General features: G+C 67.9%; 27 protein-coding genes. 17 read left to right on the top strand and 10 right to left on the bottom strand.

What is annotated here, in order from left to right:
* The first annotated feature begins 52 nt into the window (after positions 1–52).
* From QE389_RS00985 to QE389_RS00965, 5 genes are all read left to right on the top strand, one after another.
* Positions 53–511, top strand: coding sequence for a PaaI family thioesterase (locus tag QE389_RS00985; RefSeq protein ID WP_307363793.1), 459 nt, complete (start codon positions 53–55; stop codon positions 509–511).
* Positions 508–903, top strand: a complete 396-nt coding sequence (locus QE389_RS00980) for a PaaI family thioesterase (RefSeq protein WP_307363791.1) — start codon at positions 508–510, stop codon at positions 901–903. Before QE389_RS00985 ends, QE389_RS00980 begins: the two co-directional genes overlap by 4 nt.
* Positions 904–1,041: 138 nt before the next feature.
* Positions 1,042–1,392, top strand: coding sequence for a hypothetical protein (locus tag QE389_RS00975; RefSeq protein WP_307363790.1), 351 nt, complete (start codon positions 1,042–1,044; stop codon positions 1,390–1,392).
* A gap of 91 nt (positions 1,393–1,483) precedes the next feature.
* Complete coding sequence (locus QE389_RS00970; protein ID WP_307363789.1) at positions 1,484–1,912, top strand: hypothetical protein; 429 nt, start codon at positions 1,484–1,486, stop codon at positions 1,910–1,912.
* A gap of 55 nt (positions 1,913–1,967) precedes the next feature.
* Positions 1,968–2,603: a helix-turn-helix transcriptional regulator gene (locus tag QE389_RS00965; RefSeq protein ID WP_307363788.1), complete on the top strand. Its 636-nt coding sequence runs from the start codon at positions 1,968–1,970 to the stop codon at positions 2,601–2,603.
* 132 nt (positions 2,604–2,735) lie between these two features.
* On the opposite strand, the gene QE389_RS00960 is transcribed toward QE389_RS00965, so the two are convergent.
* From QE389_RS00960 to QE389_RS00940, 5 genes are all read right to left on the bottom strand, one after another.
* Positions 2,736–3,209, bottom strand: a complete 474-nt coding sequence (locus tag QE389_RS00960; protein ID WP_307363787.1) for an SH3 domain-containing protein — start codon at positions 3,207–3,209, stop codon at positions 2,736–2,738.
* A gap of 326 nt (positions 3,210–3,535) precedes the next feature.
* Positions 3,536–5,215: a lysine--tRNA ligase gene (locus tag QE389_RS00955; RefSeq protein ID WP_307363785.1), complete on the bottom strand. Its 1,680-nt coding sequence runs from the start codon at positions 5,213–5,215 to the stop codon at positions 3,536–3,538.
* A 64-nt stretch (positions 5,216–5,279) separates the two neighbouring features.
* Entirely contained in the window at positions 5,280–5,624 is a 345-nt protein-coding gene (locus QE389_RS00950) for a RidA family protein (protein ID WP_307363783.1), read from the bottom strand.
* A 61-nt stretch (positions 5,625–5,685) separates the two neighbouring features.
* Positions 5,686–6,162: a hypothetical protein gene (locus tag QE389_RS00945; protein WP_307363782.1), complete on the bottom strand. Its 477-nt coding sequence runs from the start codon at positions 6,160–6,162 to the stop codon at positions 5,686–5,688.
* 30 nt (positions 6,163–6,192) lie between these two features.
* Positions 6,193–6,639, bottom strand: a complete 447-nt coding sequence (locus tag QE389_RS00940; protein WP_307363780.1) for an Lrp/AsnC family transcriptional regulator — start codon at positions 6,637–6,639, stop codon at positions 6,193–6,195.
* 26 nt (positions 6,640–6,665) lie between these two features.
* Between QE389_RS00940 and QE389_RS00935 the strand changes: the two genes are divergently transcribed.
* Entirely contained in the window at positions 6,666–8,060 is a 1,395-nt protein-coding gene (locus QE389_RS00935) for a D-amino acid dehydrogenase (protein ID WP_373458328.1), read from the top strand.
* A 283-nt stretch (positions 8,061–8,343) separates the two neighbouring features.
* On the top strand, positions 8,344–9,429 hold the full coding sequence (queA, locus tag QE389_RS00930) for a tRNA preQ1(34) S-adenosylmethionine ribosyltransferase-isomerase QueA (protein WP_307363776.1): 1,086 nt from the start codon (positions 8,344–8,346) through the stop codon (positions 9,427–9,429).
* Between the two features lie 22 nt (positions 9,430–9,451).
* On the opposite strand, the gene pdxH is transcribed toward queA, so the two are convergent.
* Complete coding sequence (gene pdxH, locus QE389_RS00925; protein WP_307363774.1) at positions 9,452–10,126, bottom strand: pyridoxamine 5'-phosphate oxidase; 675 nt, start codon at positions 10,124–10,126, stop codon at positions 9,452–9,454.
* A gap of 226 nt (positions 10,127–10,352) precedes the next feature.
* Between pdxH and QE389_RS00920 the strand changes: the two genes are divergently transcribed.
* From QE389_RS00920 to QE389_RS00910, 3 genes are all read left to right on the top strand, one after another.
* Positions 10,353–11,099 (top strand): DnaJ C-terminal domain-containing protein, encoded by a 747-nt coding sequence (locus QE389_RS00920; RefSeq protein ID WP_307363772.1) that lies wholly within the window; start codon positions 10,353–10,355, stop codon positions 11,097–11,099.
* A 73-nt stretch (positions 11,100–11,172) separates the two neighbouring features.
* Positions 11,173–12,258 (top strand): chorismate synthase, encoded by a 1,086-nt coding sequence (aroC, locus tag QE389_RS00915; protein WP_307363770.1) that lies wholly within the window; start codon positions 11,173–11,175, stop codon positions 12,256–12,258.
* A gap of 250 nt (positions 12,259–12,508) precedes the next feature.
* Complete coding sequence (locus tag QE389_RS00910) at positions 12,509–12,850, top strand: VOC family protein (RefSeq protein ID WP_307363768.1); 342 nt, start codon at positions 12,509–12,511, stop codon at positions 12,848–12,850.
* Positions 12,851–12,872: 22 nt separating this feature from the next.
* On the opposite strand, the gene QE389_RS00905 is transcribed toward QE389_RS00910, so the two are convergent.
* From QE389_RS00905 to thiE, 3 genes are all read right to left on the bottom strand, one after another.
* Positions 12,873–13,619, bottom strand: coding sequence for a hypothetical protein (locus QE389_RS00905; RefSeq protein ID WP_307363766.1), 747 nt, complete (start codon positions 13,617–13,619; stop codon positions 12,873–12,875).
* Between the two features lie 48 nt (positions 13,620–13,667).
* The gene (locus QE389_RS00900) at positions 13,668–15,347 is read right to left on the bottom strand and encodes a HAMP domain-containing sensor histidine kinase (protein ID WP_307363764.1); all 1,680 of its coding nucleotides are present in this window, start codon (positions 15,345–15,347) and stop codon (positions 13,668–13,670) included.
* Positions 15,348–15,420: 73 nt separating this feature from the next.
* Positions 15,421–16,086, bottom strand: a complete 666-nt coding sequence (gene thiE / locus QE389_RS00895; RefSeq protein ID WP_307363762.1) for a thiamine phosphate synthase — start codon at positions 16,084–16,086, stop codon at positions 15,421–15,423.
* Positions 16,087–16,216: 130 nt separating this feature from the next.
* Between thiE and QE389_RS00890 the strand changes: the two genes are divergently transcribed.
* From QE389_RS00890 to QE389_RS00865, 6 genes are all read left to right on the top strand, one after another.
* Positions 16,217–16,402: a bacterioferritin-associated ferredoxin gene (locus tag QE389_RS00890; protein ID WP_307363760.1), complete on the top strand. Its 186-nt coding sequence runs from the start codon at positions 16,217–16,219 to the stop codon at positions 16,400–16,402.
* Between the two features lie 144 nt (positions 16,403–16,546).
* Positions 16,547–17,047: a bacterioferritin gene (gene bfr / locus QE389_RS00885; RefSeq protein ID WP_307363756.1), complete on the top strand. Its 501-nt coding sequence runs from the start codon at positions 16,547–16,549 to the stop codon at positions 17,045–17,047.
* Positions 17,048–17,104: 57 nt separating this feature from the next.
* Positions 17,105–17,665 carry a tryptophan-rich sensory protein gene (locus QE389_RS00880; RefSeq protein ID WP_307363754.1) on the top strand — a complete coding sequence of 187 codons (561 nt, stop codon included), beginning with the start codon at positions 17,105–17,107 and terminating at the stop codon, positions 17,663–17,665.
* A 101-nt stretch (positions 17,666–17,766) separates the two neighbouring features.
* Complete coding sequence (gene efp / locus QE389_RS00875) at positions 17,767–18,333, top strand: elongation factor P (RefSeq protein ID WP_307363752.1); 567 nt, start codon at positions 17,767–17,769, stop codon at positions 18,331–18,333.
* Positions 18,334–18,456: 123 nt separating this feature from the next.
* Complete coding sequence (locus QE389_RS00870; RefSeq protein ID WP_307363750.1) at positions 18,457–19,263, top strand: inositol monophosphatase family protein; 807 nt, start codon at positions 18,457–18,459, stop codon at positions 19,261–19,263.
* A 48-nt stretch (positions 19,264–19,311) separates the two neighbouring features.
* Positions 19,312–20,349, top strand: a complete 1,038-nt coding sequence (locus QE389_RS00865; RefSeq protein WP_307363748.1) for a glycerophosphodiester phosphodiesterase — start codon at positions 19,312–19,314, stop codon at positions 20,347–20,349.
* Between the two features lie 127 nt (positions 20,350–20,476).
* On the opposite strand, the gene QE389_RS00860 is transcribed toward QE389_RS00865, so the two are convergent.
* The gene (locus QE389_RS00860) at positions 20,477–22,336 is read right to left on the bottom strand and encodes an ABC transporter transmembrane domain-containing protein (RefSeq protein WP_307363746.1); all 1,860 of its coding nucleotides are present in this window, start codon (positions 22,334–22,336) and stop codon (positions 20,477–20,479) included.
* Between the two features lie 136 nt (positions 22,337–22,472).
* Here QE389_RS00860 and rpmE point away from each other — a divergent pair, with 136 nt between their 5' ends.
* A complete protein-coding gene (rpmE, locus tag QE389_RS00855) occupies positions 22,473–22,697 on the top strand; it encodes a 50S ribosomal protein L31 (protein ID WP_292087198.1) in 225 nt (74 codons plus the stop codon).
* Positions 22,698–22,726 lie beyond the last annotated feature (29 nt).

Raw genomic sequence — 22,726 nt, 5'->3', positions numbered from 1 at the left:
CAGCCATACAGGATTCCCTCGGAATTCCGTCCTGCGCCGCCAAGGATCGCCCATGCCCGACGACTTCGTCTCGACCATCCTGCCGCAACTGGCGGCCGGCGCCGCCCATACCGGTGCGCTGGGCTTCTCCTTCGAGGGTCTGCACGATGACGAACCCCGCATCCGTGTGCCCTGGCGCGAGGATCTGGTGGGCGACCCTGACACAGGCGTCCTGGCCGGCGGGCTGGTCACGACCCTGCTGGACCACATCGGCGGGCTGGCGGTCTGGACGGTGTTGGACCAGTTTCAGCCGATCGCCACCCTGGATCTGCGCGTGGACTACATGCGGGCGGCGCGGCCGCGTCAGGATCTCTTCGCCCAGGCCCGTTGCTACCGGATGACGCCGACCATCGCCTTCGTTCGCGCCTGGGCGTTCGAGGAGACGGCGGCCGACCCTGTCGCGGCCTCCCAGGCGGCCTATGTGCTGAACAAGCCGCGCGACCGCGTCGTCCGGGCGGAGGCTGCGGCATGAGCGATATTCTGGACCGCATGCCTTACGCCCGCTTTCTGAACCTTCGTCTGGTCGTCAGCGGCGACGAGGCCACGGTGATCATGCCCTTCGCCGAGCGGCTGATCGGCAATCCCATGCTGCCCGCCCTGCACGGCGGATCGACCGCCGCCCTCCTGGAGATGACGGCCATGGCGCAGGTGGCCCTCAGCTATCCGTCAGCCCGTCTGCCCCGGCCGATCAACGTCACCGTCGCCTATCTGCGCTCGGGTCGGCCGACCGACGTTTTCGCCCGCGCCCACATCAGTCGCGCCGGGCGTCGGATCGCGCACGTTCAGGCCGACGCCTGGCAGGAGGCGCGCGACGCCCCCATCGCTTCCCTGACCGCCCACTTCCTGCTGGACAATCCAGGATGACCCACCCAGCCGCAGCGTAATGACACCCGGACAGCGGCTCGGCCGAGACGAGACAGACAGTCTTAACAAGGCTCTACCAAGGATGGTTAAATCGTGATAACCATTCAGTCGTAGTAAAACTGGCTGAGGGGTCACTTTATGGAACGAACTGAAGTCATCGCCAGCGTTGCTGGCGATCTGCATGCGACGGAACACGCCATCGACGCCGCCATCACCCAGGCGACGACACTGATCCAATCGTTTATCGGCGCCCGCGCCGCCCTCTCTATCTCGCCGGTGGCGGGCTCCGCCTCGCAAGCCAAGGCGATGGAGACCATCGCCGCCCTGGCCGCCGCGCGCGACTCCATCGTGGCCTGCCACGCCGAGTTGCAAAAGGACCATCGCCGCATGGGTTATGGAACCTACGCCGCCGGCCCGATCGGCAAGCCCGACGATTGGCTGGATCCGAAGGACGCCCGGCCGATGCAACGTCTGCGCTCGGTTGGGTGAAATCGACGTAAGGTTTGGCTGAATCCATTTCGGCCTGACCAAAACCCGTTCATAGTCGCCCTCGACGTCAGAGCGTCGGGGGCGATTTTGCATGAACATGATCTATGCCGTCGTCGGCGCCGTCTTCATGCTGGCCATGGCGGTATTCGCTTTTCTCAAGGGCGATAAAAGCGAAAAGAACGGCGCCGGCGCCTATCTGCTCGCCTGGTTCGCCTCTCTGGTGATGCAGGAAAACGGTCCCGTGATCCATGACGCCCCCATTGGCGTGTTCCTGATCGATCTGATCATGCTGGGGGTGTTCGCGGCCCTGGCGTGGCGGTCGAAACGGTCGTGGCCCGTCTGGGCGGCCGCGATCCAGCTGGTCACGGTCATGAGCCACATTCTGATCCTGACCAATGCGCATACATCGCGGACGTCGCTCTACACCGTGATGAATCTGAACGGATATCTGATCATCGCCTGTTTGGCGGTAGGCGTCTTCTGGGCCTGGCAGAACCGCAAGGCGGCGGGCTTCGAATAGGTAGAAATTCCTATTCTTTGGGTTAAACTGGCCCGAATCGATTTCGGGACGTCGCATGACCCTGACGCATGCCAGACTTTGGGATGCGGTGGACGCCCTGGCCCGCCGCGAGGGTCTCACGCCGTCGGGACTTGCGCGCCGGACCGGACTGGACGCCACCAGTTTCAACCCCTCCAAACGCTTCGGCGCCGGCGATCCGCCTCGTCCGCGCTGGCCCTCGACCGAAATCCTGATGCAGGTGCTGGCGACCACCGATCTGTCTCTGGGCGAATTCGCGGACCTGGCGGGGGACGCTTCCGACGCCCCCGTGTCGATCCCGTTGCTGGGTCTGGCGCGCGCCGGACAGGACGGCTTCTTCGACAATGCGGGCCTGCCTACCGGCGACGGCTGGGAACAGACCGAACTGCCCAAGGCCAAGGACAGCCTGTTCAGCCTGCAGATCAGCGGCGACTCCATGGCGCCCCTGTATCGAGAGGGCGACCGGGTCATCGTGGACCGGGACGCGGCGCAGGTCCGTCGCGGCGACCGGGTCGTCGCACGGCTGGCGTCCGGTGAAGTGTTGGCGAAGGAAATCTCCAGCCTGACCGCGCGCGCCGTCACCCTGTCCTCGATCAATCCGGACTATCCGCCCCGCATCGTGGCGCGGGGCGACATCGAATGGATGGCTCGGATCTTGTGGGTCAGCCAGTAAAGAGCCCCGCCCGGCGAACCGGACGGGGCCTTGACGGCTCGAACGGCGAAACCGCGAGCCTTCAGCCGACCGTCGAACGGGACAGGACGGGGCGATAGGACCCGCCCGATCAGTCGGCCGCCACCTTTGATCTTAGTTGGTCGTGACGTAGTGGGCGTTCACCCAGCCGCCGCCGGCGATCTGAATCCACTCGCCCTGCGAGCCGATGGCCGTGAAGGGCTGGCCCGCCGACAGGGCGCCGGCCGCGCGATAGTTGGTTCCGGGGCCCGAGCGGATGCGCAGGTTCGACGTGGCGCGATACTGGCCGCTCGAAGCGGTGGCGGCGGCGCGAGTCCGCTGCTGGTTGCAGCCGATGTAGGAGCCGGCCGCAGCGCCGGCGCCCGCGCCGATCACCGTGCCGGCCGTGCGTTCGTTACGGGCCACGTTGGAGCCCACCACGCCGCCGATGACCGCACCGATCAGGGCGCCGGCCGTCTGACGCCCGCCGGGGGCGTCGCAGTTGGTGATGCCGTTGGCCTGAGCCTGCGCCGCCATCGGGGCGGCGGTGACAAGGGCGGCGAGGGCGGCGGCGGTGGCCAGACCCGTGGTCATGATCTTCTTCGACATGGCTGTTCTCCTGTCATCGCGTTGTCGATGGCGGGACAATGCACAGTCGAACCTGAAGGCTCCCAGAGCGTGCCGTTATTTTCCGTTCATCTTTGTAGCGGCTACCGCGCTTCGCGCTACTTGAGCCGCAACGCAGCGGCTACCGCGCTTCGCGCTACTTGAGCCGCAACGCAGCGGCTACCGCGCTTCGCGCTACTTGAGCCGCAACGCAGCGACTACCGCCCTTCGCGCTACTTGAGCCGCAACGCAGCGACTACCGCCCTTCGCGCGACTTGAGCCGCAACGCAGCGACTACCGCCCTTCGCGCGGTTTGAACGGCAAGGAGATCAATCGGCCAAGTCGCCCCTCGCGCCCGCCTCGATCAGGGCGATCGTCTGCGGCAGGCCGTAGATGGCGGCGAAGGAGCCGAAGCGCGGCCCCTGGCTGGCGCCCAGCAGCACCTCATAGAGGGCGGCGAACCAGGCGCGCAGCGGTTCGAAGGCGTGATCCTTGCCCACCGCATAGACCTCGTTCTGGATCAGCTCGCCATCGGTGGTGTCGGCAGGCAGGGCCTTCAGCCTTTCCGCCAAATCCAGCAGCGCCGCCTTCTCCTTGTCGTCGGGCCGGCGATAGGACTTCGAGGGCTTCACGAAGTCCTCGTAATAGTTCAGCGCATGGTCCATCAGCCGGTCCAGCAGCGGCTCGTTCTGCGGCGTGGCGTCGGGCAGATATTTGGCGAAATAGGCCCACAGTTGATCCTTGGTGGAGGCGTTGGCGACGCCGACCAGGTTCAACAGCAGGGCGAAGGACACCGGCGAGGTGTGGGTCGGCGGATCGCCCGCATGGATCGACCAGACGGCGTTGTCGATCCGCTTGGCCGGCTCCTGGGTCTTGTAGCTTTCGATGAAGGCCAGATAGTCGTCGATGGCGCGCGGGATGACGTTGAAGTGCAGGCTCTTGGCCGACTTGGGCGACTGGAACATATACCAGGACAGGCTCTCGGGCGTGCCGTAGCGCAGCCACTCGTCCATCGTCAGGCCGTTGCCCTTGGACTTGGATATCTTCTTGCCCTCGATATCGAGGAAGAGCTCGTAGTTGAAGCCTTCGGGCGGCGTGCCGCCCAGGGCGCGGCAGACCTTTGAGCTTTCGCGCACGCTCTCGATCAGGTCCTTGCCCGACATCTCGTAGTCGATGTCCAGGGCGGTCCACCGCATGGCCCAGTCCGGCTTCCATTGCAGCTTCACATGGCCGCCGGTCACGGGAACCTCGGTGCGGTTGCCGGGCGCGCCGGCCGGGTCCTCGAAGGTGATCGTGCCCTTCTCGACGTCGCGCGCCAGGGTCGGCACCTGCAGCACATGGCCGGTGATCGGGCTGATGGGCAGGAAGGGCGAATAGGTCGCGCGTCGCTCCTCGCCCAGGGTCGGCAGCATGATGGCCTGGACCGCGTCGAACCGTTCCAGCAGGGTCAGCAGGGTCGCATCGAACCGGCCGGACCTGTAGGTCTCGGTCGAGGACATGAACTCGTAGTCGAAGCCGAACCCGTCGAGAAAGGCGCGCAGGCGGGCGTTGTTATGGGCGCCGAAGCTGTCGTGCGTGCCGAAGGGATCGCGCACCCGGGTCAACGGCAGATGCAGGTCCTCGCGCAGCATCTCCGGGTTCGGCACGCCTTCCGGCACCTTGCGCAGGCCGTCCATGTCGTCGCTGAAGGCGATCAGCCGCGTGGGCCAGCGGTCGCCGGTCAGGGCGCGAAAGGCGTTGCGCACCATGGTCGTGCGCGCCACCTCGCCGAAGGTGCCCATATGCGGCAGGCCCGAGGGACCATAGCCTGTCTCCAGGATCACCGGCCGCTGCAAGGCCGGGAAGCGCTCCAGGGCCTCGGCCGTGCGGCCGGCCTCGATCAGGGTGCGGGCCTCGGCGCGGTCGCCCTCGTCCAGGCGTTTCTTGAGCACATGGGCCAACAGGTTGCGGGCTTGCTCAAACGGCCAGGACTTGGCCTCGCGGGCGAGGGTTTCGAGGTTCTGCAGCATGGGCGGCGGTTTGCAGTCTGCGAACCGTGCGGTCAACCGTTCCGCCGCCCTTTGCCGCCCCTTGTCAGCCCTTCGCCGCGATGACGATGACCTCGACCCGATAGTCGGGCGAGGCCAGACGGCTTTCGCCCGTGGCGCGGGCCGGCGGATTGGCGGTGTCGACCCAGGCGTCCCAGACGCTGTTCATCGCATCGAAATCGGCCATGTCGGCCAGCCAGATCTGGGCCATCAGGATCTTGGACTTGTCGCTGCCCGCCTCGGCCAACAGGGCGTCGATCTCGGCCAGGGCCGTTTTGGTCTGGGCCACGACATCGTCGCCGGGTTCGCCGACCTGGCCCGCCAGATAGATGGTGTCGCCGTGGATGACGGCCTCGCTCATGCGGGCGCCGGGCTGGATGCGGGTGATCATGGCGATGGGTCCTTCGAAAACGCCCTTCACCTATCGCCGGCGACGGCCGGCTGTCGAGGGCCTAACGGCGACCGACACGCGAGACTGTCAGGCCGACGACCAGAGCGCCGGCGCCGGCGATCAGGGCGTCCTCGATCAGGCCGCTCCTGGTCTGGCCGATGCGGGCCATGGCCTTCTTGCGGCCGGCCAGCGTCAGATAGGCTAGGGGCACGGCCGTCCCGACCGCCAGACCGGCGCCCAGCCTTTCCCGTCCGCGCGGCGCCAGGGCGGCGCCGGCTATCCCCGCGCTCATGACCCGCGCCAGCAGGCCCAGGAAGACCGTGCGGTCGGGGGCGGTCTTCATCTTGTCGCCCAGCAGTTCGCCCACACCCATGGCCAGGGCGCCGAACTTGAACAGCGGGCGGTTCAGCAGGAAGACTCGGCCCGGCAAGGGCTTGTGCGCCAGTTCGGCGATGGCGAGGGCCGCCATCGGGGTCATGGACCGGGCGCTGGCGACGGCGCCGATCAGGACGGAAGGCAGGAGTTCGAGGGCTTTCATGTCGCCACAACCCGCCATGACGGCGAAGGTTCAGCCCCGCGCCGCCAGGACGTTGCGGATCGCCAGGCTGGAATGGATGCGCGCCACGCCCGGCAGGCGCGACAACACATCCTTGTGGATCACCTCATAGGCGGCGATGTCGGGCGCCACGGCCCGGACGATATAGTCCGCCGCGCCCGCCATCAGATAGCAGTCGCGAATCTCCGGGTGGTTCCTGACCGCCGCCTCGAACCGACGCATATGGTCGTCGGTCTGTTTCTCCAGCGTGATCTCGACATAGGCGACCACGCCGTCGTCGGCGTCGTTGGCCAGGATAGCGGCGTAGCCGCGGATCACGCCCCGCTCCTCCAGCCGACGGACGCGGCGCAGGCAGGCCGAGGGCGACAGGCCCACCGCCGCCGCCAGGTCCGCATTGCTGATCCGCCCATCGGCGCGCAGCCGTTGCAGCAGGCGGTGGTCCACGGGATCGAGCAGCATCGCAATTATCCGTCTTTTCGTCGCATATTCTTGCGTCGGGAGCCTATCAGTCGCCGCTTGTTGCGCAAACAGACAGGATCGTCGAGACAAGCGCGGCTATCCTGAACCTTCAAACGGCGAAATTGCAGGTCGATATGCGGGTTCTGGTTCTGGGTTCTGGCGTCATCGGCGTCACCACCGCCTGGTATCTGAGCCAGGCCGGCCACGAGGTCGTGGTGGTGGACCGCGAACAGGGTCCGGCGCTGGAGACCAGTTTCGCCAATGCGGGCCAGGTCTCGCCCGGCTATTCCGCCCCGTGGGCCGCGCCCTCGATCCCGGTCAAGGCGATGAAATGGCTCTTGATGCGCCATGCGCCCCTGATCATCCGGCCCCAACTGGACATGGCCATGGTGCGCTGGACCGTCGCCATGCTGAGGAACTGCACCCACGCCCGGTATGCGCTGAACAAGAGCCGCATGGTGCGACTGGCCGAATACAGCCGCGATCAACTGGACCTGCTGCGTCGGGAGACGGGCATCGCCTATGACGGCCGCCAGCAGGGCACGCTGCAACTGTTCCGCACAGAGAAACAACTGGCCGACGTACACAAGGACGTGGACGTGCTGAAGGCCGCCGGGGTGCCGTGCGAGGTGCTGGACCCCGCCGGCTGCATCGCCGCCGAGCCGGGCCTGGCCGCGTCCGGCGTCGGCTTCGTGGGCGGACTGCGCCTTCCGCACGACGAGACGGGGGATTGCTTCCTGTTCACCAACGCCTTGGCCAAGCTGGCGGCGCAGCGCGGCGTCGTCTTCCACCACGAAACGGAAATCCGGTCGATCACGACCCAGGACGGTCGCGCGACCGGCGCCGTGACCAGCAAGGGCGTCCTGACCGCCGACGCCGTGATTCTGGCGCTGGGATCCTATTCGCCGATGATGGCCAAGCCCCTGGGGCTCGATCTGCCGGTCTATCCGGTAAAGGGCTATTCGATCACGGCCCGGATCGTGGACGCCGACCGGGCGCCCGTCTCCACCGTCATGGACGAAAGCTACAAGGTGGCGATCACCCGCCTGGGAGACCGCATCCGCGTCGGCGGCATGGCCGAGTTGTCGGGCTATAACAACAGCCTGCCCGCCCTGCGCCGCGAGACGCTGGAACAGTCGGTCGGCAGCCTGTTCCCCGGCGGCGGCGACCTGAAGGGCGCCAGCTACTGGTCCGGGCTGCGGCCGATGACGCCGGACGGCACGCCGGTCATCGGGGCCGCCAGTGTCCCCGGTCTGTATCTGAACACCGGCCACGGCACCCTGGGCTGGACCATGTCCTGCGGCTCGGCCCGGGTGCTGGCCGACCTGATGGGCGGCAAGACGCCCGAGATCGAGGCCCGGGACCTGTCGCTGAACCGCTATGGCGCCTGGGCCGGGGCGTTTGCGCCGGGTTACGACTGACATCCGGACTCCGGAAAAACGGAGTCCGAACAGTCCGAACAGTCCGAACAGTCCGAAATCCGGACTTTGGAAAAATAGAGTCCAGACAGTCCGATCAGTCCGACTAGTCCGAAATCACGCTGTCAAAGACCGTGCGTCAGCTTACCACGGCGGCGAGGCTTGATCGGAAGATGGCGGGCGGGACGGAAAATCCGCAGGGGAAACAAGGCATGATGCATCGACCATACGCGCCCAGGTCGCCGCGACATGGCGCGGCCCGCCGGACGCCCCTATAGAGCGCGCGATGAAGACCGCCGATTTCGATTTCGACCTGCCCGAGGACCGCATCGCCCTGCGGCCGGCCGATCCGCGTGATTCCGCCCGGCTGCTGGTGGTTCGGGGCGAGACCTTGGAAGATCGGATCGTGCGCGACCTGCCGGAATTCCTGCGTCCCGGCGACGCCCTGGTGTTCAACGATACGCGGGTGATTCCGGCACGGCTGTCGGGCGTGCGCCAAAGGATCAGCCCTGAGGGCGAGAGGCTGACGGTGGAGGTGGAGGCGACGCTGCATCACCGCGACGCGCCCGACGTCTGGTCCGCGTTCATGAAGCCGGGCAAGCGGATCAAGGCGGGGGACAAGATAAGATTTGGCGCGGCGGGGGACGCCGCCTGCGACCTGGGGCGGCTGGATGCGACGGTCCAGGCCAAGGGCGAGGACGGTCTGGTCACGCTGAAGTTCGACCTGTCGGGTCCTGCGCTGGACGATGTCATCCGCGATGTCGGGGTCATGCCCCTGCCCCCCTATATCGCCGCCAAACGGCCCGAGGACGACCGCGACCGTTCCGACTATCAGACCGTCTTCGCCGAACACGACGGGTCGGTCGCGGCGCCGACGGCCGGGCTTCACTTCACCCCTGCCCTGCTGGACGCCATCCGCGCGCGCGGCGTGTCGACCCATGCGGTGACGCTGCACGTCGGGGCCGGCACCTTCCTGCCGGTCAAGGCCGACGACCTGGCCGACCACAGGATGCACAGAGAATGGGGCGAGGTATCAGCCACCACCGCCGCCGCCCTGAACGCCGTCCACGCGAACGGCGGGCGCATCGTCTGCGTCGGCACCACGTCGCTGAGGCTGCTGGAAAGCGCGACGACCGAGGATGGAGAGGTCCGCCCGTTCCATGGCGACACGGCCATCTTCATCACGCCCGGCTATCGGTTCCGGGCGGTCGATGTGCTGATGACCAACTTCCACCTGCCGAAATCGACCCTGTTCATGCTGGTTAGCGCCTTCGCCGGCCAGGCGACGATGAAGGCGGCCTATGCCCATGCGGTGGCCGAGGGGTATCGGTTCTATTCCTATGGCGACGGGTCGCTGCTGTTCCGGGCGTGATCCCGCTTGAAACGATCAGACTCTAGGGCCAGAGGCGTTCGCGGGTCCAGGCGTCGCCGTCGCGGGTGAAGCGCAGTCGGTCGTGCAGGCGGAAGGGCCGGTCGCGCCAGAACTCCACCGCCGTCGGCACGACGCGCCAGCCGGTCCAGCGTTCGGGACGTGGAACGTCCTGGCCGTCGAACCGTGCGGTTTCGCGGCCCACCGCCTCTTCCAGCACGGTGCGATCCGACAGGGGGCGAGACTGGTCCGAGGCCCAGGCGCCGATGCGGCTTTCGCGCGCGCGGCTGGCGAAATAGGCGTCGGCCTCCTCGGTCGTGACGGGCTGGACCGTTCCACGCACCCGGACCTGACGGCGCAGGCTCTTCCAGTGGAACGTCAGGGCGGCGACGGGATGGACGGCCAATTGCAGGCCCTTGGCGCTTTCGCGGTTGGAATAGAAGGTGAAGCCGCGCTCATCCACGTCCTTCAGCAGCACGATCCGCGCGTCGGGCAGGCCGTCGGCGTCCAGGGTGGACAGGGTCATGGCGTTGGGATCGTTGATCTCATGCGCCCCGGCCTCTGCCAGCCACTGGGTGAACAGGCCGATCGGCTCGGGCCGGTCGAAGAGGGTCTCGTCGCCATTGGCGGCCAGGGCGGCGGCGTAATCGCGGGCGTATTCCTCACGCGACGGGCTGGGCGGGATCACGGGTGCGGTCATGAGAGGGGTCTAGCGGCTCTGGCGCGCGGTGAAAATGATCCGAGTCAAAACCGGGCGGCGCCCCGGCCTCAAGCAGCGCGAAGCGCGGTAAGCGCAGAACAATGGCCTCAAGCAGCGCAACGCGCGGTAGGCGCAGAACAATGGCCTCAAGCAGCGCGAAGCACGGTAGGCCAAACAAAAAAGCAGTTAACCGCGCGTTGACCCTGTTCGGGCCAAGCTTGAGGAGATGAACGCGCGCGCCTCTTCCATCGACGTCTCCGGCGTCCGCGACGCCCTGGCCACGCTGGGGCTGAGCGAAGGCGCGGATGCGGCTGCGCTGAAGGCCGCCTTCCGCACGGCGGTCAAGGCGGCGCGGCCCGACCAGGTTCAGGGCGACGCCGAGCGGTTCCGCCGCGTGATCGCCGCCTATCGCCTGATCCAGGCGCATCAGCCGGCGCGCCCCGCCCTGGCGGCGCCCCAGGATCGTCCCCCGCCCGCGCCCGTGCTGGTCGTCACCCCCCTGCAGGCGGTGACGGGCGCGCCGGTCGAGCTGCGTCTGGGCTCAGGTCTGGGCGGCCGGACGGTGCGGATCGCGGCGCCGGCGGGCCTGAGGACCGGCGATCATCTGAGGCTGAGAGGCGGGGCCAGGGACGGCGGCGACCTGTATCTGCCGGTTCTGATCCGGGCCCAGGACGGGCTGTCCGTCCTGGGCGACGACCTGTTCATGACCTGGCCGGTCGAACGGCGGACGATGGCCGACGGCGGCCGGGTCGAGATCGAAACCCACGCCGGGCCGCGTTCGGCCTGGATCACGCCCGACAGGGCCGCGCCGGTGCGGGTGCGGCTGAAGGGGCTGGGCCTGCCCGCGCGCGGATCACGTCCGGCCGGGCATCTGTTCGTCAGTCTGACGCCTACCCAGGACACGCCGTCGGCGGCGGGAGACCTGTTGCTGCGCTTCACCCGCGCGTGGACGCCCGAGCGGCTGGCGGCCTGACGCGCACGTTTCTTGCCCGCGCCCGCGGCGAACAGCGGTTCCGTCCGAAACGATCATGCTCTAAGTCGGCCCCATGTCGCACAACACCTTCGGCCATCTGTTTCGCGTGACCACCTGGGGCGAAAGCCACGGCCCAGCCATCGGCTGCGTCGTGGACGGCTGCCCGCCGATGATCCCGCTGACCGAGGCCGATCTGCAGCCTTGGCTGGACCAGCGCAAGCCCGGCGGCAGCCGCTTCGTCACCCAACGCCGGGAAAGCGACACGGCGCGCATCCTGTCGGGCGTGTTCGACGACGGCGCAGGGCCGGTGACGACGGGGACGCCCCTCTCCATCCTGATCGAGAACGAGGACCAGCGGTCCAAGGACTATGGAGAGATCGTCCGCGCCTATCGGCCCGGCCATGCCGACTTCGCCTATCAGACCAAATACGGGGTGCGCGACCACCGGGGCGGCGGCCGGTCCTCGGCGCGCGAGACGGCCAGCCGCGTGGCGGCCGGGGCGGTGGCCCGCAAGGTGCTGGGCGACGGCGTGAAGATCAGGGCCGGCGTGGTGCAGATCGGACCGCACCGGATCGAGCCCGAGGCCGTGGATTTCGACGCCGTGCACGACAACCCGCTGTTCGCCGCCTCGGCCGCCGTGGTTCCGGCGTGGGAAGCCTATCTGGACGAGGTGCGGAAGGCCGGCTCCTCCATCGGGGCGGTGGTGGCGCTGGAGGCGACGGGGATTCCCGCCGGCTGGGGCGCGCCGATCTACGGCAAGCTGGATTCCGAACTAGCCGCCGCTCTGATGTCGATCAACGCGGCCAAGGGGGTGGAGATCGGCGCAGGCTTCGCCGCAGCCGAACTGACGGGCGAGGAGAACGCCGACCAGATGCGGCTGGACGCCGAGGGACGGCCGGTCTTCCTGTCGAACCAGGCGGGCGGGGTCCTGGGCGGGATTTCGACGGGCCAGCCGGTGACAGCGCGTGTGGCGTTCAAGCCCACCTCCTCCATCCTGACGCCGCGCCAGACCGTCACGCGCGACGGCGCCGAGACCGATCTGAGGACCAAGGGGCGCCACGACCCGTGCGTCGCCCTGCGCGCCGTGCCGGTGGTGGAGGCGATGGCCGCCTGCGTCCTGGCCGACGCCTTCCTGAGGCACCGGGCCCAGGTCGGCTGATCGGATCAGTTCGGCCGCGGACCACCGGATCGTCGCCCGGCGACGGTCAGCGAGGCGACGGCCAGCGGGGCGGAGGTCGGCCGCGGGCTGGGGCGGGCGTCCTGTCGCATCAGGGCCATCAGGCCCGCGAGCCCTGTCGTCATCACGATCATCGCCGACTCCTGCAACTGCGAACCGTTTGCAGGTTTGCGCAGGACTCGTCGCCATGCAAGAGGTCTGAGCGGTGGCGTTTCGATCCGGGAGATCAACCGTGCGTGAAGACGGAAAGCTGGACTATCTCGAACTGCCTGCGACGGTCCTGCCGCAGACCAAAGCCTTCTATGGCCAGGCCTTCGGCTGGACCTTCATCGACTATGGCCCGACCTACGCCGCCTTCGACCAGGGGCTGGACGGCGGGTTCGACGCCGATCCCGCCGACCGGACGCCGGCCCCCCTGCCCGTCCTCTACGCCCAGGACCTGGAGGCCATGCAGGTCAAGGTCGAGGCGGCGGGCGGGCGCATCGTGAAGCCCATCTACGCCTTCCCCGGCGGGCGACGGTTCCATTTCACCGATCCGGCCGGGACCGAATTGGCCGTCTGGTCCGAGGACTGACGACGGCCTAAACCATCAGGCTCTAGCGGACGTCGACCGACTGGCCGATGCGTTCGGCCAGATCGCGGTCGGGGCCGTCGGGACTGGCGACCCAGACGTGGATCTCGGTCGGGGCGCTCGCGCGCTGGAACAGATGCTCCATCGCCAGGCGTCGGCCGCCCTCGGTCACGACGACGGACGTGCGGCCGCCCGCGCGAACCGTCTGACCGTCGAAGATCGGAAACTGCGACGCCGGACCGGCGTAGATCATCAGCAGGGTCCGCCCGCCGCGCCGCACGGCATAGATATTGGCGTCAGAGCCGGCGGGCGAGGCCGTCACGACCGCATCGGCCGGCAGCTCCAGATGGAAGGGCAAGGCGGCGATGGCCTCGGCCGTCAGGGGCGCAGGCGCAGGCGGCGGCGGCGCTTCCGGCTGACTTTCAGGCGGGGGCGCAGCCTGAGCCGGGGTCGGGGGCGTAGTCACAGGACGCGGCGCGGGCTGGGCCTGGGTCGCAGGAACCTGAGTCGCAGGACCCTCCTGGGCCGCAGGAGCCGGGGTTGCAACAGCGGGGGTCGTGCGCGGCGCGGCGGCGGGCGCGCGGCGCGGCGCCGTCGCGGGGGCCTGGATCTGGGCTTGAGCCTGGGTCGGCGCCGGAGGCGCGGCGGACGGGCGCTGGGGCTGGACGGCCGAGGGCGGGGCGCTGTTCAGGTCGCGGGTCAAGTCGGAGCCGGTGCGCGGCGCGGCGCTCTGGCCGGACAGAAGGGCGGCGGCGAGGACGAGGATGGACATGGCCGGACCTTGGCCCCGCAGCGGCGGATCGGCAAGGCCGTCCGGGAATCACGCGGCCGGAATCTGAATCCAGAAGATCGCGCCCTGCCCCGGCGTGGACTGAACGCCGATGACGCCGCCCTGAAGCTCGATCAGCCGCTTGGCCAGGGCCAGGCCGACGCCGTGCCCTTCTATGGTCGAACGCTCCAGCCCCAGGCGGTTGAAGGGTTCGAACAGCTGGGCCTGTTTCTGCGGCGTCAGGCCGGGGCCGAAGTCGATCACCTCCACCCGGATGTCGTCATGGACGCGCGTGGCGCGCAGCACGACGCGCCCGCCGGCGGCGCCGTATTTGATGGCGTTGGAGGTCAGGTTGTGCAGCACCTGGGCCAGGCGTTGGGAATCGGCCAGGGCGATCAGTCCCTCGCCCTCGCAGACCACCTCCATCTCGACCTCGGTGGTCTCGGCGCGCAGCAGGGAGGCGCGGCGCACGTCCTCCAGCAGGCCGCAGACCTCGGTGGGACGCAGTTCGACCTTGACGCTGCCGGCCTCGGCGCGGGCGACGTCCAGCAGATCGTGGGACAGGGCCTCGACCTGGCGGGCGGTGCGGACCAGCATGTCGGCCATCTCTTCCTGCTGAGGCGTGACCGGGCCCAGACCGCCGCGCGCCCACAGGTCGCCGATGCCGATGATGCCCGCCACGGGGCTCTTGATCTCATGGGCTACATTGGCCAGCAGGCGGGACTTGGCCTCCGACGCCCGTTCGGCCCGTCGACGCCCCTCCTGGGTGGTTTCGGCCAGGCGATCACGCTCTTCCAGAGCGGCGGCCATTGGAAGCATGGGCAAGAAGCCGACCAGAACCATCATCTGCGCCAGAAGCACCTGCTCGCCGGATGTCAGGCCGGCCGTATAGGGGCCGTCGCCTGCGATCGCCCCGCCGACGACCAGAACGGCCAGAACCAGAAGAGAGACGCCGGTGGCGGCGACGCCCAAACGCACGGCGACGGCCAGCAACACGGGGATCATGACGAAGCCCAGCTTGGGCTGCCCCGAAAAGCCGACCAGGAAGACGCCGACCACGGCGCTCAGCAGGACGACGCCCTCCAGCAGCTTGCGCGGCGTGCCCAGGCGCGCGACGGTCGACGGGGTCAGGGACAGGATCAGCACGCCGATCACGGCGATGCCGAGCGCGTGGCCGAACCACCAGGTCTGGAAGCCCTCGACCAGATCGTGCGGCCCCATTTGGTCGAGGGCCAGCGAACTGAAGGCGGCGGCCGGTATCGGGGCCACCAGGGCCGCGCAGATCAGGAACCGGACCATGCCGCCGAGCGTGCCCATGTCCAGCGTCGGGGCGAACCGGCGGGCCAGGACCACGGCGGTCACGACCTCCAGCATGCTGGCGGCGGTGAAAATCAGGGACAGGGCGGGCTTGTTGCCGACCACCAGCTCGGCGATCAGGATGCTGAGGCTCAGGACCAGGGCGTAGAGAGCGTCCTGACGGCGGCCGCGCGCGGTCCGCAGCCAGACCCCGACGGCCAGACCGTTCGCGCCCCACAGGCCGGCGACCGCCCCCGAACTGCGCGTGTTCATGACGGCCATGACGACCAGAACGGCGACTCCGATGCCCATGAGGACCGGAACCAACGGATGGGCGGCGCTGGGCGCGCCGTCGTCCCCCGCCCGGATGACGGACGGGTGCGGGTCGGCCGAGGGCCTTTCGATCGCCAGGGGAAGCGCGGAGCTTGCGGTCATCGGGGTCTCAGAACGATACTGACCGACGACCAGACCACAGGGTTCCTAATATCCCCTGAAGTCGAGGATGGAATCAGATTTTCAATCGTTGATTGAAGGTCTTGACTGCGGCGGCCGGACCTTCGGGATGGCGCCAGACCCCGGCGCTGACCGCCACGAAATCGGCCCCCGCGCGAGCCAGGTCTGCGCAGTTGTCGACGGTGATCCCCCCGATGGCGACGCAGGGGACCTCTACCGTCTCCTGCCAGACGGTCAGCAGGTCGGGCGACGGACGATGGACCGTGTCCTTGGTGTCGGTCGGATGGAAGGCGCCGAAGGCGACATAGTCGGCCCCGCCCTCGGCCGCATCCCAGGCCAGGTCGCGGTCCGCATGGCAGGTGACGCCGATCATGGCGTCCGGCCCCATCGTCCGCCGCGCCTCGGCCAGGGAGCCGTCCTCCTGGCCGATATGGACGCCGTCGCAGCCGGTCGCCCGCGCTAGGTCGGGCCGGTCGTTCAGAATCACCGCCACGTCGTGACGCCGGGCGATCGGCGCCAGGACCGCGACCGCCTGGCGGATTGCGGCCTCGTGCGCCGGCTTCAGACGGATTTGCAGGGCGGCCACATCTCCGGCGGCAAGGGCCTGATCCAGGGTCGCGGCGAAAGCCTCCAGGTCAGGGATGGCCGGCGGGGTGATCAGATACAGCCGGCAGGGCGGACGGTCGGGAACGGTCGGTGTCTTGGGCGGAGCTTTGGCCATGGCGTTCAGTGCCCTCGCCCGCGACGATCCGTCAACGGGCGCCGTTCCCGGCAAGGTCTGAGAACGACTTGCAATCGCCTTGGGGCCTGCTATAGCGAACCAGTCGCAATCAGTGAGCGCCCGCCCTCTCGTGTACGTCTGCAACTGCAACGGTCTTCGCCAGCGTGACGTCGCCCAGGCCATCGAGGCCGGCGCCCAGCGTCCGCGCGACATCTTCGCCCGCCACCAGTGCCAGGCCCAGTGCGCCAAATGCGTGTGTGAAATGCGTCAGATGATCCAAGACAACCGCGAAGCGTTCGCACTCGCAGCCGAATAGTCCTTATCGGCCGCCGTATCCGAAAATCACTCGCAATATCAATGTGGTGATAAAAACTCGCAAATAAACAACGCGAGTTTTACTGTGCTATTGCCTGGCTCGACAGACGGCGACTGCGCCGTACAGAGACAAAGGACCCAGGCCATGAGGGGCGACCCCGCAATCCTCCGCACGCTGAATGCGGTGCTGACCAACGAACTGACGGCGGTGAATCAGTATTTCCTGCACGCCCGAATGTTCGAAAGTTGGGGCCTGGCTCATCTCGGCAACGTGATCTACGAAGAGTCGATCGGCGAGATGAAGCACTCGGACATGCTGATCAAGCGCATCCTGTTTCTGGACGGCCTGCCGAACCTGCAGGACCTGCACAAGCTGAAGGTCGGCGAAGACCCGATCGAATGCCTGGGCGCCGACCTGCAGCTGGAGCTGGACAGCCGCGTCGCCACCGCCGCCGCCGTGACCCAGTGCGAGGAAGCCCGCGACTACGTCAGCCGCGACCTTCTAATGAAAATCCTGGCCGACACCGAAGAACACATCGACTTCCTGGAGAACCAGCACAAGCTGATCGAGCTGATGGGCGCGCAGAACTATCTGCAGTCGGCCATGAAGGAGATCGTGACCGACGGCGCCGCCACCGGCGGCTGAGGCGGAACCAGGGTCCGCTCCGGCCATTTGCAGTCCACGGACAAGCGGGAGCGGACCATGACCGATATCGACGACGCCCTGGAAGACGTGCGCGACGCCGCCACGGACCTTCTGAACAGCGAAGGACGCAGCGCGGTGCATGTCGTGACCGGTATCGCCCTGACGGTGGGGTTCGCCCTGTTGGCCCACGGCATCGCCTCGGGCGCGCTGAAACCGCGTCGAAATCTGAAGCATGTCCGCAACCGCGACCTGCCGATCACCGAAAAGCCCAGGGGCGCCTTCAGCCTGATCCTGCCGGCGGTGTTTTCGGCCACCACCCTGTCGGCCGTGCGGGTGTGGAACGCCCCGCCCCGGCCCGAACGGACCCGCGCCATGGGACTGTGGCTGGCGGCGCAGACGGTGAACGCGGTCTGGCTGGGCCTGCGGCCCTCCTCGATGGCGCGTCAGGTCATGGCCGCCATGTCCTCGGCGGGTCTGGCGGCCGCCTTCGCCCACGAGGCGCGCAAGCTGGACGAGGGCGCGGGCAAGATGGCCGCCCCGGCCGGATCGGGCGTGCGGCTGGGCAACTTCCTGCATCGCAAGGCCGAGAAGGCGACGGGCGCGCGCACTCTGCACTAAGCCTCCGCCTTGCCCTTTGGCGGGGCTTCCTCTAGGGATCGCGCCCTTCGCCACGCACCGGAACGGGCGCGCGGGCGCCACCCCAATTCCGATGTGACCCCATGAAGATCAACGGCAACACCATCAAGCCCGGCATGGTCCTGCAGCACAACGGCGGCCTGTGGGTCGTCACCAAGGCCAGCCACGTCAAGCCCGGCAAGGGCGGCGCCTTCGCCAACGTCGAAGCCAAGAATCTGGAAACCGGCAACAAGTTGAACGAACGCTTCCGCTCGGAAGACAAGGTCGAGCGCGTGACGCTGGAACAGCGCGACTATTCCTATCTGTTCGACAACGGCGACAGCCTGGTCTTCATGGACGACCAGTCCTACGAGCAGATCGAGCTGCAAAAGGACTGGGTCGGCGAAGACCGCATCCCCTATCTGCAAGAGGGCATGAAGGTGGTGATCGAGTCGCACGAAGGCCGGCCCATCGGCCTGGAACTGCCCGACCATGTGGTTCTGGAAGTCGCTGAGACCGAGCCGACCGTGAAGGGGCAGACCGCCTCCTCCTCCTACAAGCCCGCCACGGCGTCGAACGGCGTGCGCATCATGATCCCGCCCTATATGTCGGCCGGCGAGAAGATCGTCGTCGATACCGCAACCGGCGAATACGTCCGCCGCGCGGACTGATCTCGAAGTGGCGAGTGACGAGTGGCCAGTGGCGAGTATTGTAAGCCCACAGGTCACTCCATCCGCCGCAGTCTTCGTTCGGCTCGACACTCGCCACTAACCACTCGCCACTGAGACACGCCAATGGCCCTCGCTTCCGCCCTGCTTCAGGTCATGATCGACGCGGTTCGCAAGACCGGCCGCCCGATGATGCGCGACTTCGGCGAGGTGTCGCAGTTGCAGGTGTCGCGCAAGGGGCCGGGCGACTTCGTCACCGCCGCCGACCTGAAGGCGGAAGACACCCTGTTCGAACTGCTGATGAAAGCCCGGCCCGGCTATGGCTTCCTGGGCGAGGAACGGGGCATGGTCGAAGGGACGGACAAGTCCCACACTTGGATCGTCGATCCCATCGACGGCACCACCAACTTCATGCACGCCATGCCGCACTTCGCCATCACTGTGGGGCTGGAGCGGCGCGCGCCCGACGGGTCGTCCGAGATCGTAGCGGGCGTCACCTACAATCCGGTGATGAACGAGCTGTTCTGGGCCGAAAAGGGCAAGGGCTGCTATCTGAACGACCAGCGCATCCGCGTCGCGGGCCGTCGTGACCTGTCGGAAAGCCTGATCGCCACCGGCCTGCCCTTCATCGGCAAGACGGGCCACGCCCAGGCCATCAAAGACATCCACGCCATGGGCCAGCGGGTCGCCGGCATCCGCCGTCTGGGCTCGGCCGCCCTGGACTTCGCCTGGGTCGCCGCGGGCCGGTACGACGCCTATTACGAACGCAATCTGAAGCCGTGGGACGTGGCGGCGGGCGTGCTGTTCGTCACCGAGGCGGGCGGGCGCGTCACCACCATCGAGGACGAGGGCGATCCCAAGACGGGGGTGTCGATCCTGGCCGCCAACACCGAACTGCATCCGCAGCTCCGCAAGGTGCTGCAAGGCGCTTAAGGGCGGCCTCGTCATCGCCCTGTCGCCGGGCGGCCCTATCCAGGGGTCATGTTCCGCTTCATTCTGACCGTCCTGATCCTTTTGACGGGAACGCCGGCCTTGGCCCAGCCGCTGATCATCGCCCATCGCGGCGCCTCGGGAGAGCGGCCCGAACACACGCGCGCGGCCTATGAACTGGCCATCGAACAGGGGGCCGACGTGATCGAGCCGGATTTGGTGATGACGCGCGACGGCGTCTTCGTGGATCGGCACGAGAACGAGATCGGCGGCACGACGGACGTGGCCGACCGGCCGGAGTTCGCGCATCGCAGGACGACCAAGACCATCGACGGCGTTTCGATCACCGGCTGGTTCACCGAGGACTTCACCCTGGCCGAGCTGAAGACGTTGCGGGCCAAGGAGCGGCTGCCTGCCTTCCGGCACGGCAGCGCGGCCTATGACGGACGCGAGCCGATCCTGACCTTCGACGAGGTGGTCGCCATCGCGCGCGCGGCGTCGGCGCGAACGGGACGGACCATAGGCGTGGCGCCGGAGCTGAAACACCCGTCCTACTTCGCCGGCCTCGGTCTGCCGATGGAGGACGCCTTCGTGACGGCGCTGACGCGGCTGAACCTGACGGCGGCGGACGCCCCGATCATCGTCCAGTGTTTCGAGGTCGGGCCCCTGGAGCGGTTGTCGAAACGGGTGGCCGCACCCCTGGCCCAGTTGGTCGCGGCCGAGGGCGGGCCGGCGGATCGGCCGGACCTGACCTATGCCGTCATGATCACGCCCGAGGGTCTGAAAACCACGGCGACCTACGCCGCCTGGGTCGCGCCAGAGGCAACCCTGGTTCTGCCGCGCGACGCCGAGGGCCGCACGACCACGTCCAGCGCCCTGGTCGGCGACGCCCATGCGGCGGGCCTGAAGGTCGTAGTCTGGACCCTGCGGGCCGAGAACGCCTTCCTGCCCGCAGAGCGGCGTCGCGGCCAAGGGATCGCGGACCATGGCGACATGGCGGGCTACGCCGCCGCCTTCGCCCAGGCGGGGGTCGATGCGATCTTCAGCGACTTTCCGGCCCTGGCGCGCAGCGGCCTGACAAAGCATTGATTTTTATCAAATAATATCCAAGACGCGGCGCCCGGCCCCCAATTAAACTGCACCGTCGAAAATGGTGCAATTTCAGCTAACCCTTGTTTTACATAAGCCGAATTGCACACCCTGTGTGCAATTGGATCTATCCCGCGCGGAACTGGAGTTCGGCCAGGCGTGCGTAGAGACCGCCCTGTGCGACCAGTTGGTCGTGCGTCCCCTCCTCCACCACGCGGCCGTCGTCCATGACCACGATGCGGTCGGCGCGAAGCACAGTGGCCAGGCGGTGGGCGATGACCAGGGTGGTGCGTTCCTCCATCGCCTGATCCAGCGCGGTCTGGACCAGCCGTTCGCTTTCGGCGTCCAGAGCGCTGGTCGCCTCGTCCAGCAACAGGATGGGGGCGTCGCGGACCAGGGCGCGGGCGATGGCCAGGCGCTGGCGCTGACCGCCCGACAGGCTCTTGCCGCGTTCGCCCAGAGGGGTGTCGAAACCTTCGGGCAGGGCGTCGATGAAGCCCAGGGCCTGGGCCTTCTCGGCGACGGCGCGGGCCTCTTCCAGGGTGGCGTCCTCGCGACCGAAGCGGATGTTCTCCAGCGCCGAGCCCGAGAAGAGGGGCGTTTCCTGCGAGACCCAGGCGAAACGGTCGCGCACGGCGACGGGATCGGCCTGGCGCACGTCCACGCCATCGACCGACACCAGGCCGGTCTGGGGATCGTAAAAGCGCAGCAGCAGGCGGAAGACCGTGGACTTGCCCGCCCCGGACGGGCCGACCAGGGCGACCGTCTCGCCCGGACGGACGGTCAAGCTGAATCCCTTCAGCGCCGGCAGGTCGGGGCGGCCCGGGTAGGCGAAGCCGACGGCGGACATCGACACCTCGCCGCGCGGCGGCTGCGGCAGGGCGACGAGATGGGCGGGCGGCGCGATGCCGGGCACAGCCCGCATCAGCTCCTCGATCCGCTCCATGGCGCCGGCGGCCTTCTGCACGTCGCCCCAGCTTTCGCCCAGAGCCCCCACCGCCCCGGCGGCGAAGACCGACAGGAGCACGAATTGCAGCAGGGCGCCGGGCGACATCGAACCCTTCACCACGTCCTGGGCGCCCAGCCACAGCACCAGGGTCACGCCGCCGAACATGACGACGATGATCAGGGCCGTCATCCACGCGCGGGCGCGCATCCGGGTCAGGGAGGCGGAGAAGGCGTCCTCCACCGCCGCGCCGAAGCGGGCGATGGTGCTGCCCTCGCGGCCGAAGGCCTGGACCGTTTCGATGGCGTCCACGCTTTCCCCGGCGAAGCCCACGGCGTTGGCGAACCGATCCTGGGACGCGACAGTCAGCTTTCGCACCTTGCGGCCGAAGATGAAGATGGGCCCAAGCAGGAAGGGCACGATCAGGAGGACGAAGCCCGTCAGCTTGGGGCTGACGAAGAACAACAGGATCACCCCGCCGATCAGGGTCAGGAAGTTGCGCAGCGCATAAGAGACCGAGGTGGTCATCAGGGTCTCGACCAGGGCGATGTCGGTCGTCAGGCGTGACAGGACCTCGCCGGTCCGCATATGGGCGTAGAAGACCGGGTCCAGGGTCAGGATGCGGTCGAACAGGCCCTTGCGAAGGTCGGCGATCACCCGCTCGCCCGTGCGGGTGACGTAGAAATAGCGAACCGCCGTCGCCAAACCCAGGAACAGGGCGTTGGCGCCCAGGAGCAGGAACCACAGATTCAGGTGCGCCCCGCCGTTCTCGAACCCGTGGTCGATGGCGCCGCGCGCCAGGGCGGTCAGGCCCAGAGAGGCGGCGGTGGACAGCAGCAGCCAGAAGACCGCCATCAGGGCATGGCCCTTGTGACGCAGGGCGTAGGGAATCAGCCGGGCCAGGGGGCGGATGTCGCGACGCTTGGCCCGCTTCTCTCCGGCTTCCGACATCTGTTCGGCCAGAAGGGCGCCGGCGCTGGGTCGGCCCCGGGCCTCCACGCGGTTCGGGGCGGGGGCGGCGGCGGAAGGAAGATCGGTCATGGCGCCCGCCTCTTGCCCCGGAACGCCCCTCGGTGTAAACGCCGCGCTCTTTTCCGCTGGACCTTTCAGCGGAATTCTCAATTTCACGCGCACAGACGGTCGGCATCGTCATCGCGCCAGAGACCGGACGACGACCATGAAGCCCGATACCCATCCCGACTATCACTTCATCACCGTGGTGATGACCGACGGCAGCACCTATCAGACCCGTTCGACCTACGGGAAGGAAGGCGACAAGCTGGCGCTGGACATCGACCCGTCGACGCACCCGGCCTGGACCGGCGGCAACGCCCAGTTGATGGACCGGGGCGGCCGCGTTTCGCGCTTCAACAACAAGTTCGCCGGCTTCATCAAGAAGTAACGCCCTCGGCTGCGGCAAACTGCAGCATT

Origin of the sequence: Brevundimonas sp. SORGH_AS_0993, assembly GCF_030818545.1 — a bacterium.
GTDB lineage: Bacteria > Pseudomonadota > Alphaproteobacteria > Caulobacterales > Caulobacteraceae > Brevundimonas.
Note: the sequence above shows the minus strand (reverse complement) of the source record. Positions and strands in the feature narration are given on the sequence as shown.

What these genes read in the sequence shown, in the direction of transcription:
- QE389_RS00950 (WP_307363783.1), bottom strand. Translation starts at nt 5,624, where the DNA reads ATGATCACCCGCATCCAGCCCGGCGCCCGCATGAGCGAGGCCGTCATC.
- QE389_RS00945 (WP_307363782.1), bottom strand. Translation starts at nt 6,162, where the DNA reads ATGAAAGCCCTCGAACTCCTGCCTTCCGTCCTGATCGGCGCCGTCGCC.
- thiE (WP_307363762.1), bottom strand. Translation starts at nt 16,086, where the DNA reads ATGGCCAAAGCTCCGCCCAAGACACCGACCGTTCCCGACCGTCCGCCC.
- QE389_RS00985 (WP_307363793.1), top strand. Translation starts at nt 53, where the DNA reads ATGCCCGACGACTTCGTCTCGACCATCCTGCCGCAACTGGCGGCCGGC.
- efp (WP_307363752.1), top strand. Translation starts at nt 17,767, where the DNA reads ATGAAGATCAACGGCAACACCATCAAGCCCGGCATGGTCCTGCAGCAC.
- QE389_RS00880 (WP_307363754.1), top strand. Translation starts at nt 17,105, where the DNA reads ATGACCGATATCGACGACGCCCTGGAAGACGTGCGCGACGCCGCCACG.
- QE389_RS00940 (WP_307363780.1), bottom strand. Translation starts at nt 6,639, where the DNA reads ATGCTGCTCGATCCCGTGGACCACCGCCTGCTGCAACGGCTGCGCGCC.
- QE389_RS00965 (WP_307363788.1), top strand. Translation starts at nt 1,968, where the DNA reads ATGACCCTGACGCATGCCAGACTTTGGGATGCGGTGGACGCCCTGGCC.
- aroC (WP_307363770.1), top strand. Translation starts at nt 11,173, where the DNA reads ATGTCGCACAACACCTTCGGCCATCTGTTTCGCGTGACCACCTGGGGC.
- QE389_RS00870 (WP_307363750.1), top strand. Translation starts at nt 18,457, where the DNA reads ATGGCCCTCGCTTCCGCCCTGCTTCAGGTCATGATCGACGCGGTTCGC.
- QE389_RS00975 (WP_307363790.1), top strand. Translation starts at nt 1,042, where the DNA reads ATGGAACGAACTGAAGTCATCGCCAGCGTTGCTGGCGATCTGCATGCG.
- QE389_RS00920 (WP_307363772.1), top strand. Translation starts at nt 10,353, where the DNA reads ATGAACGCGCGCGCCTCTTCCATCGACGTCTCCGGCGTCCGCGACGCC.
- QE389_RS00980 (WP_307363791.1), top strand. Translation starts at nt 508, where the DNA reads ATGAGCGATATTCTGGACCGCATGCCTTACGCCCGCTTTCTGAACCTT.
- QE389_RS00970 (WP_307363789.1), top strand. Translation starts at nt 1,484, where the DNA reads ATGAACATGATCTATGCCGTCGTCGGCGCCGTCTTCATGCTGGCCATG.
- bfr (WP_307363756.1), top strand. Translation starts at nt 16,547, where the DNA reads ATGAGGGGCGACCCCGCAATCCTCCGCACGCTGAATGCGGTGCTGACC.
- QE389_RS00865 (WP_307363748.1), top strand. Translation starts at nt 19,312, where the DNA reads ATGTTCCGCTTCATTCTGACCGTCCTGATCCTTTTGACGGGAACGCCG.
- QE389_RS00905 (WP_307363766.1), bottom strand. Translation starts at nt 13,619, where the DNA reads ATGTCCATCCTCGTCCTCGCCGCCGCCCTTCTGTCCGGCCAGAGCGCC.
- pdxH (WP_307363774.1), bottom strand. Translation starts at nt 10,126, where the DNA reads ATGACCGCACCCGTGATCCCGCCCAGCCCGTCGCGTGAGGAATACGCC.
- QE389_RS00960 (WP_307363787.1), bottom strand. Translation starts at nt 3,209, where the DNA reads ATGTCGAAGAAGATCATGACCACGGGTCTGGCCACCGCCGCCGCCCTC.
- QE389_RS00860 (WP_307363746.1), bottom strand. Translation starts at nt 22,336, where the DNA reads ATGACCGATCTTCCTTCCGCCGCCGCCCCCGCCCCGAACCGCGTGGAG.
- queA (WP_307363776.1), top strand. Translation starts at nt 8,344, where the DNA reads ATGAAGACCGCCGATTTCGATTTCGACCTGCCCGAGGACCGCATCGCC.
- rpmE (WP_292087198.1), top strand. Translation starts at nt 22,473, where the DNA reads ATGAAGCCCGATACCCATCCCGACTATCACTTCATCACCGTGGTGATG.
- QE389_RS00955 (WP_307363785.1), bottom strand. Translation starts at nt 5,215, where the DNA reads ATGCTGCAGAACCTCGAAACCCTCGCCCGCGAGGCCAAGTCCTGGCCG.
- QE389_RS00900 (WP_307363764.1), bottom strand. Translation starts at nt 15,347, where the DNA reads ATGACCGCAAGCTCCGCGCTTCCCCTGGCGATCGAAAGGCCCTCGGCC.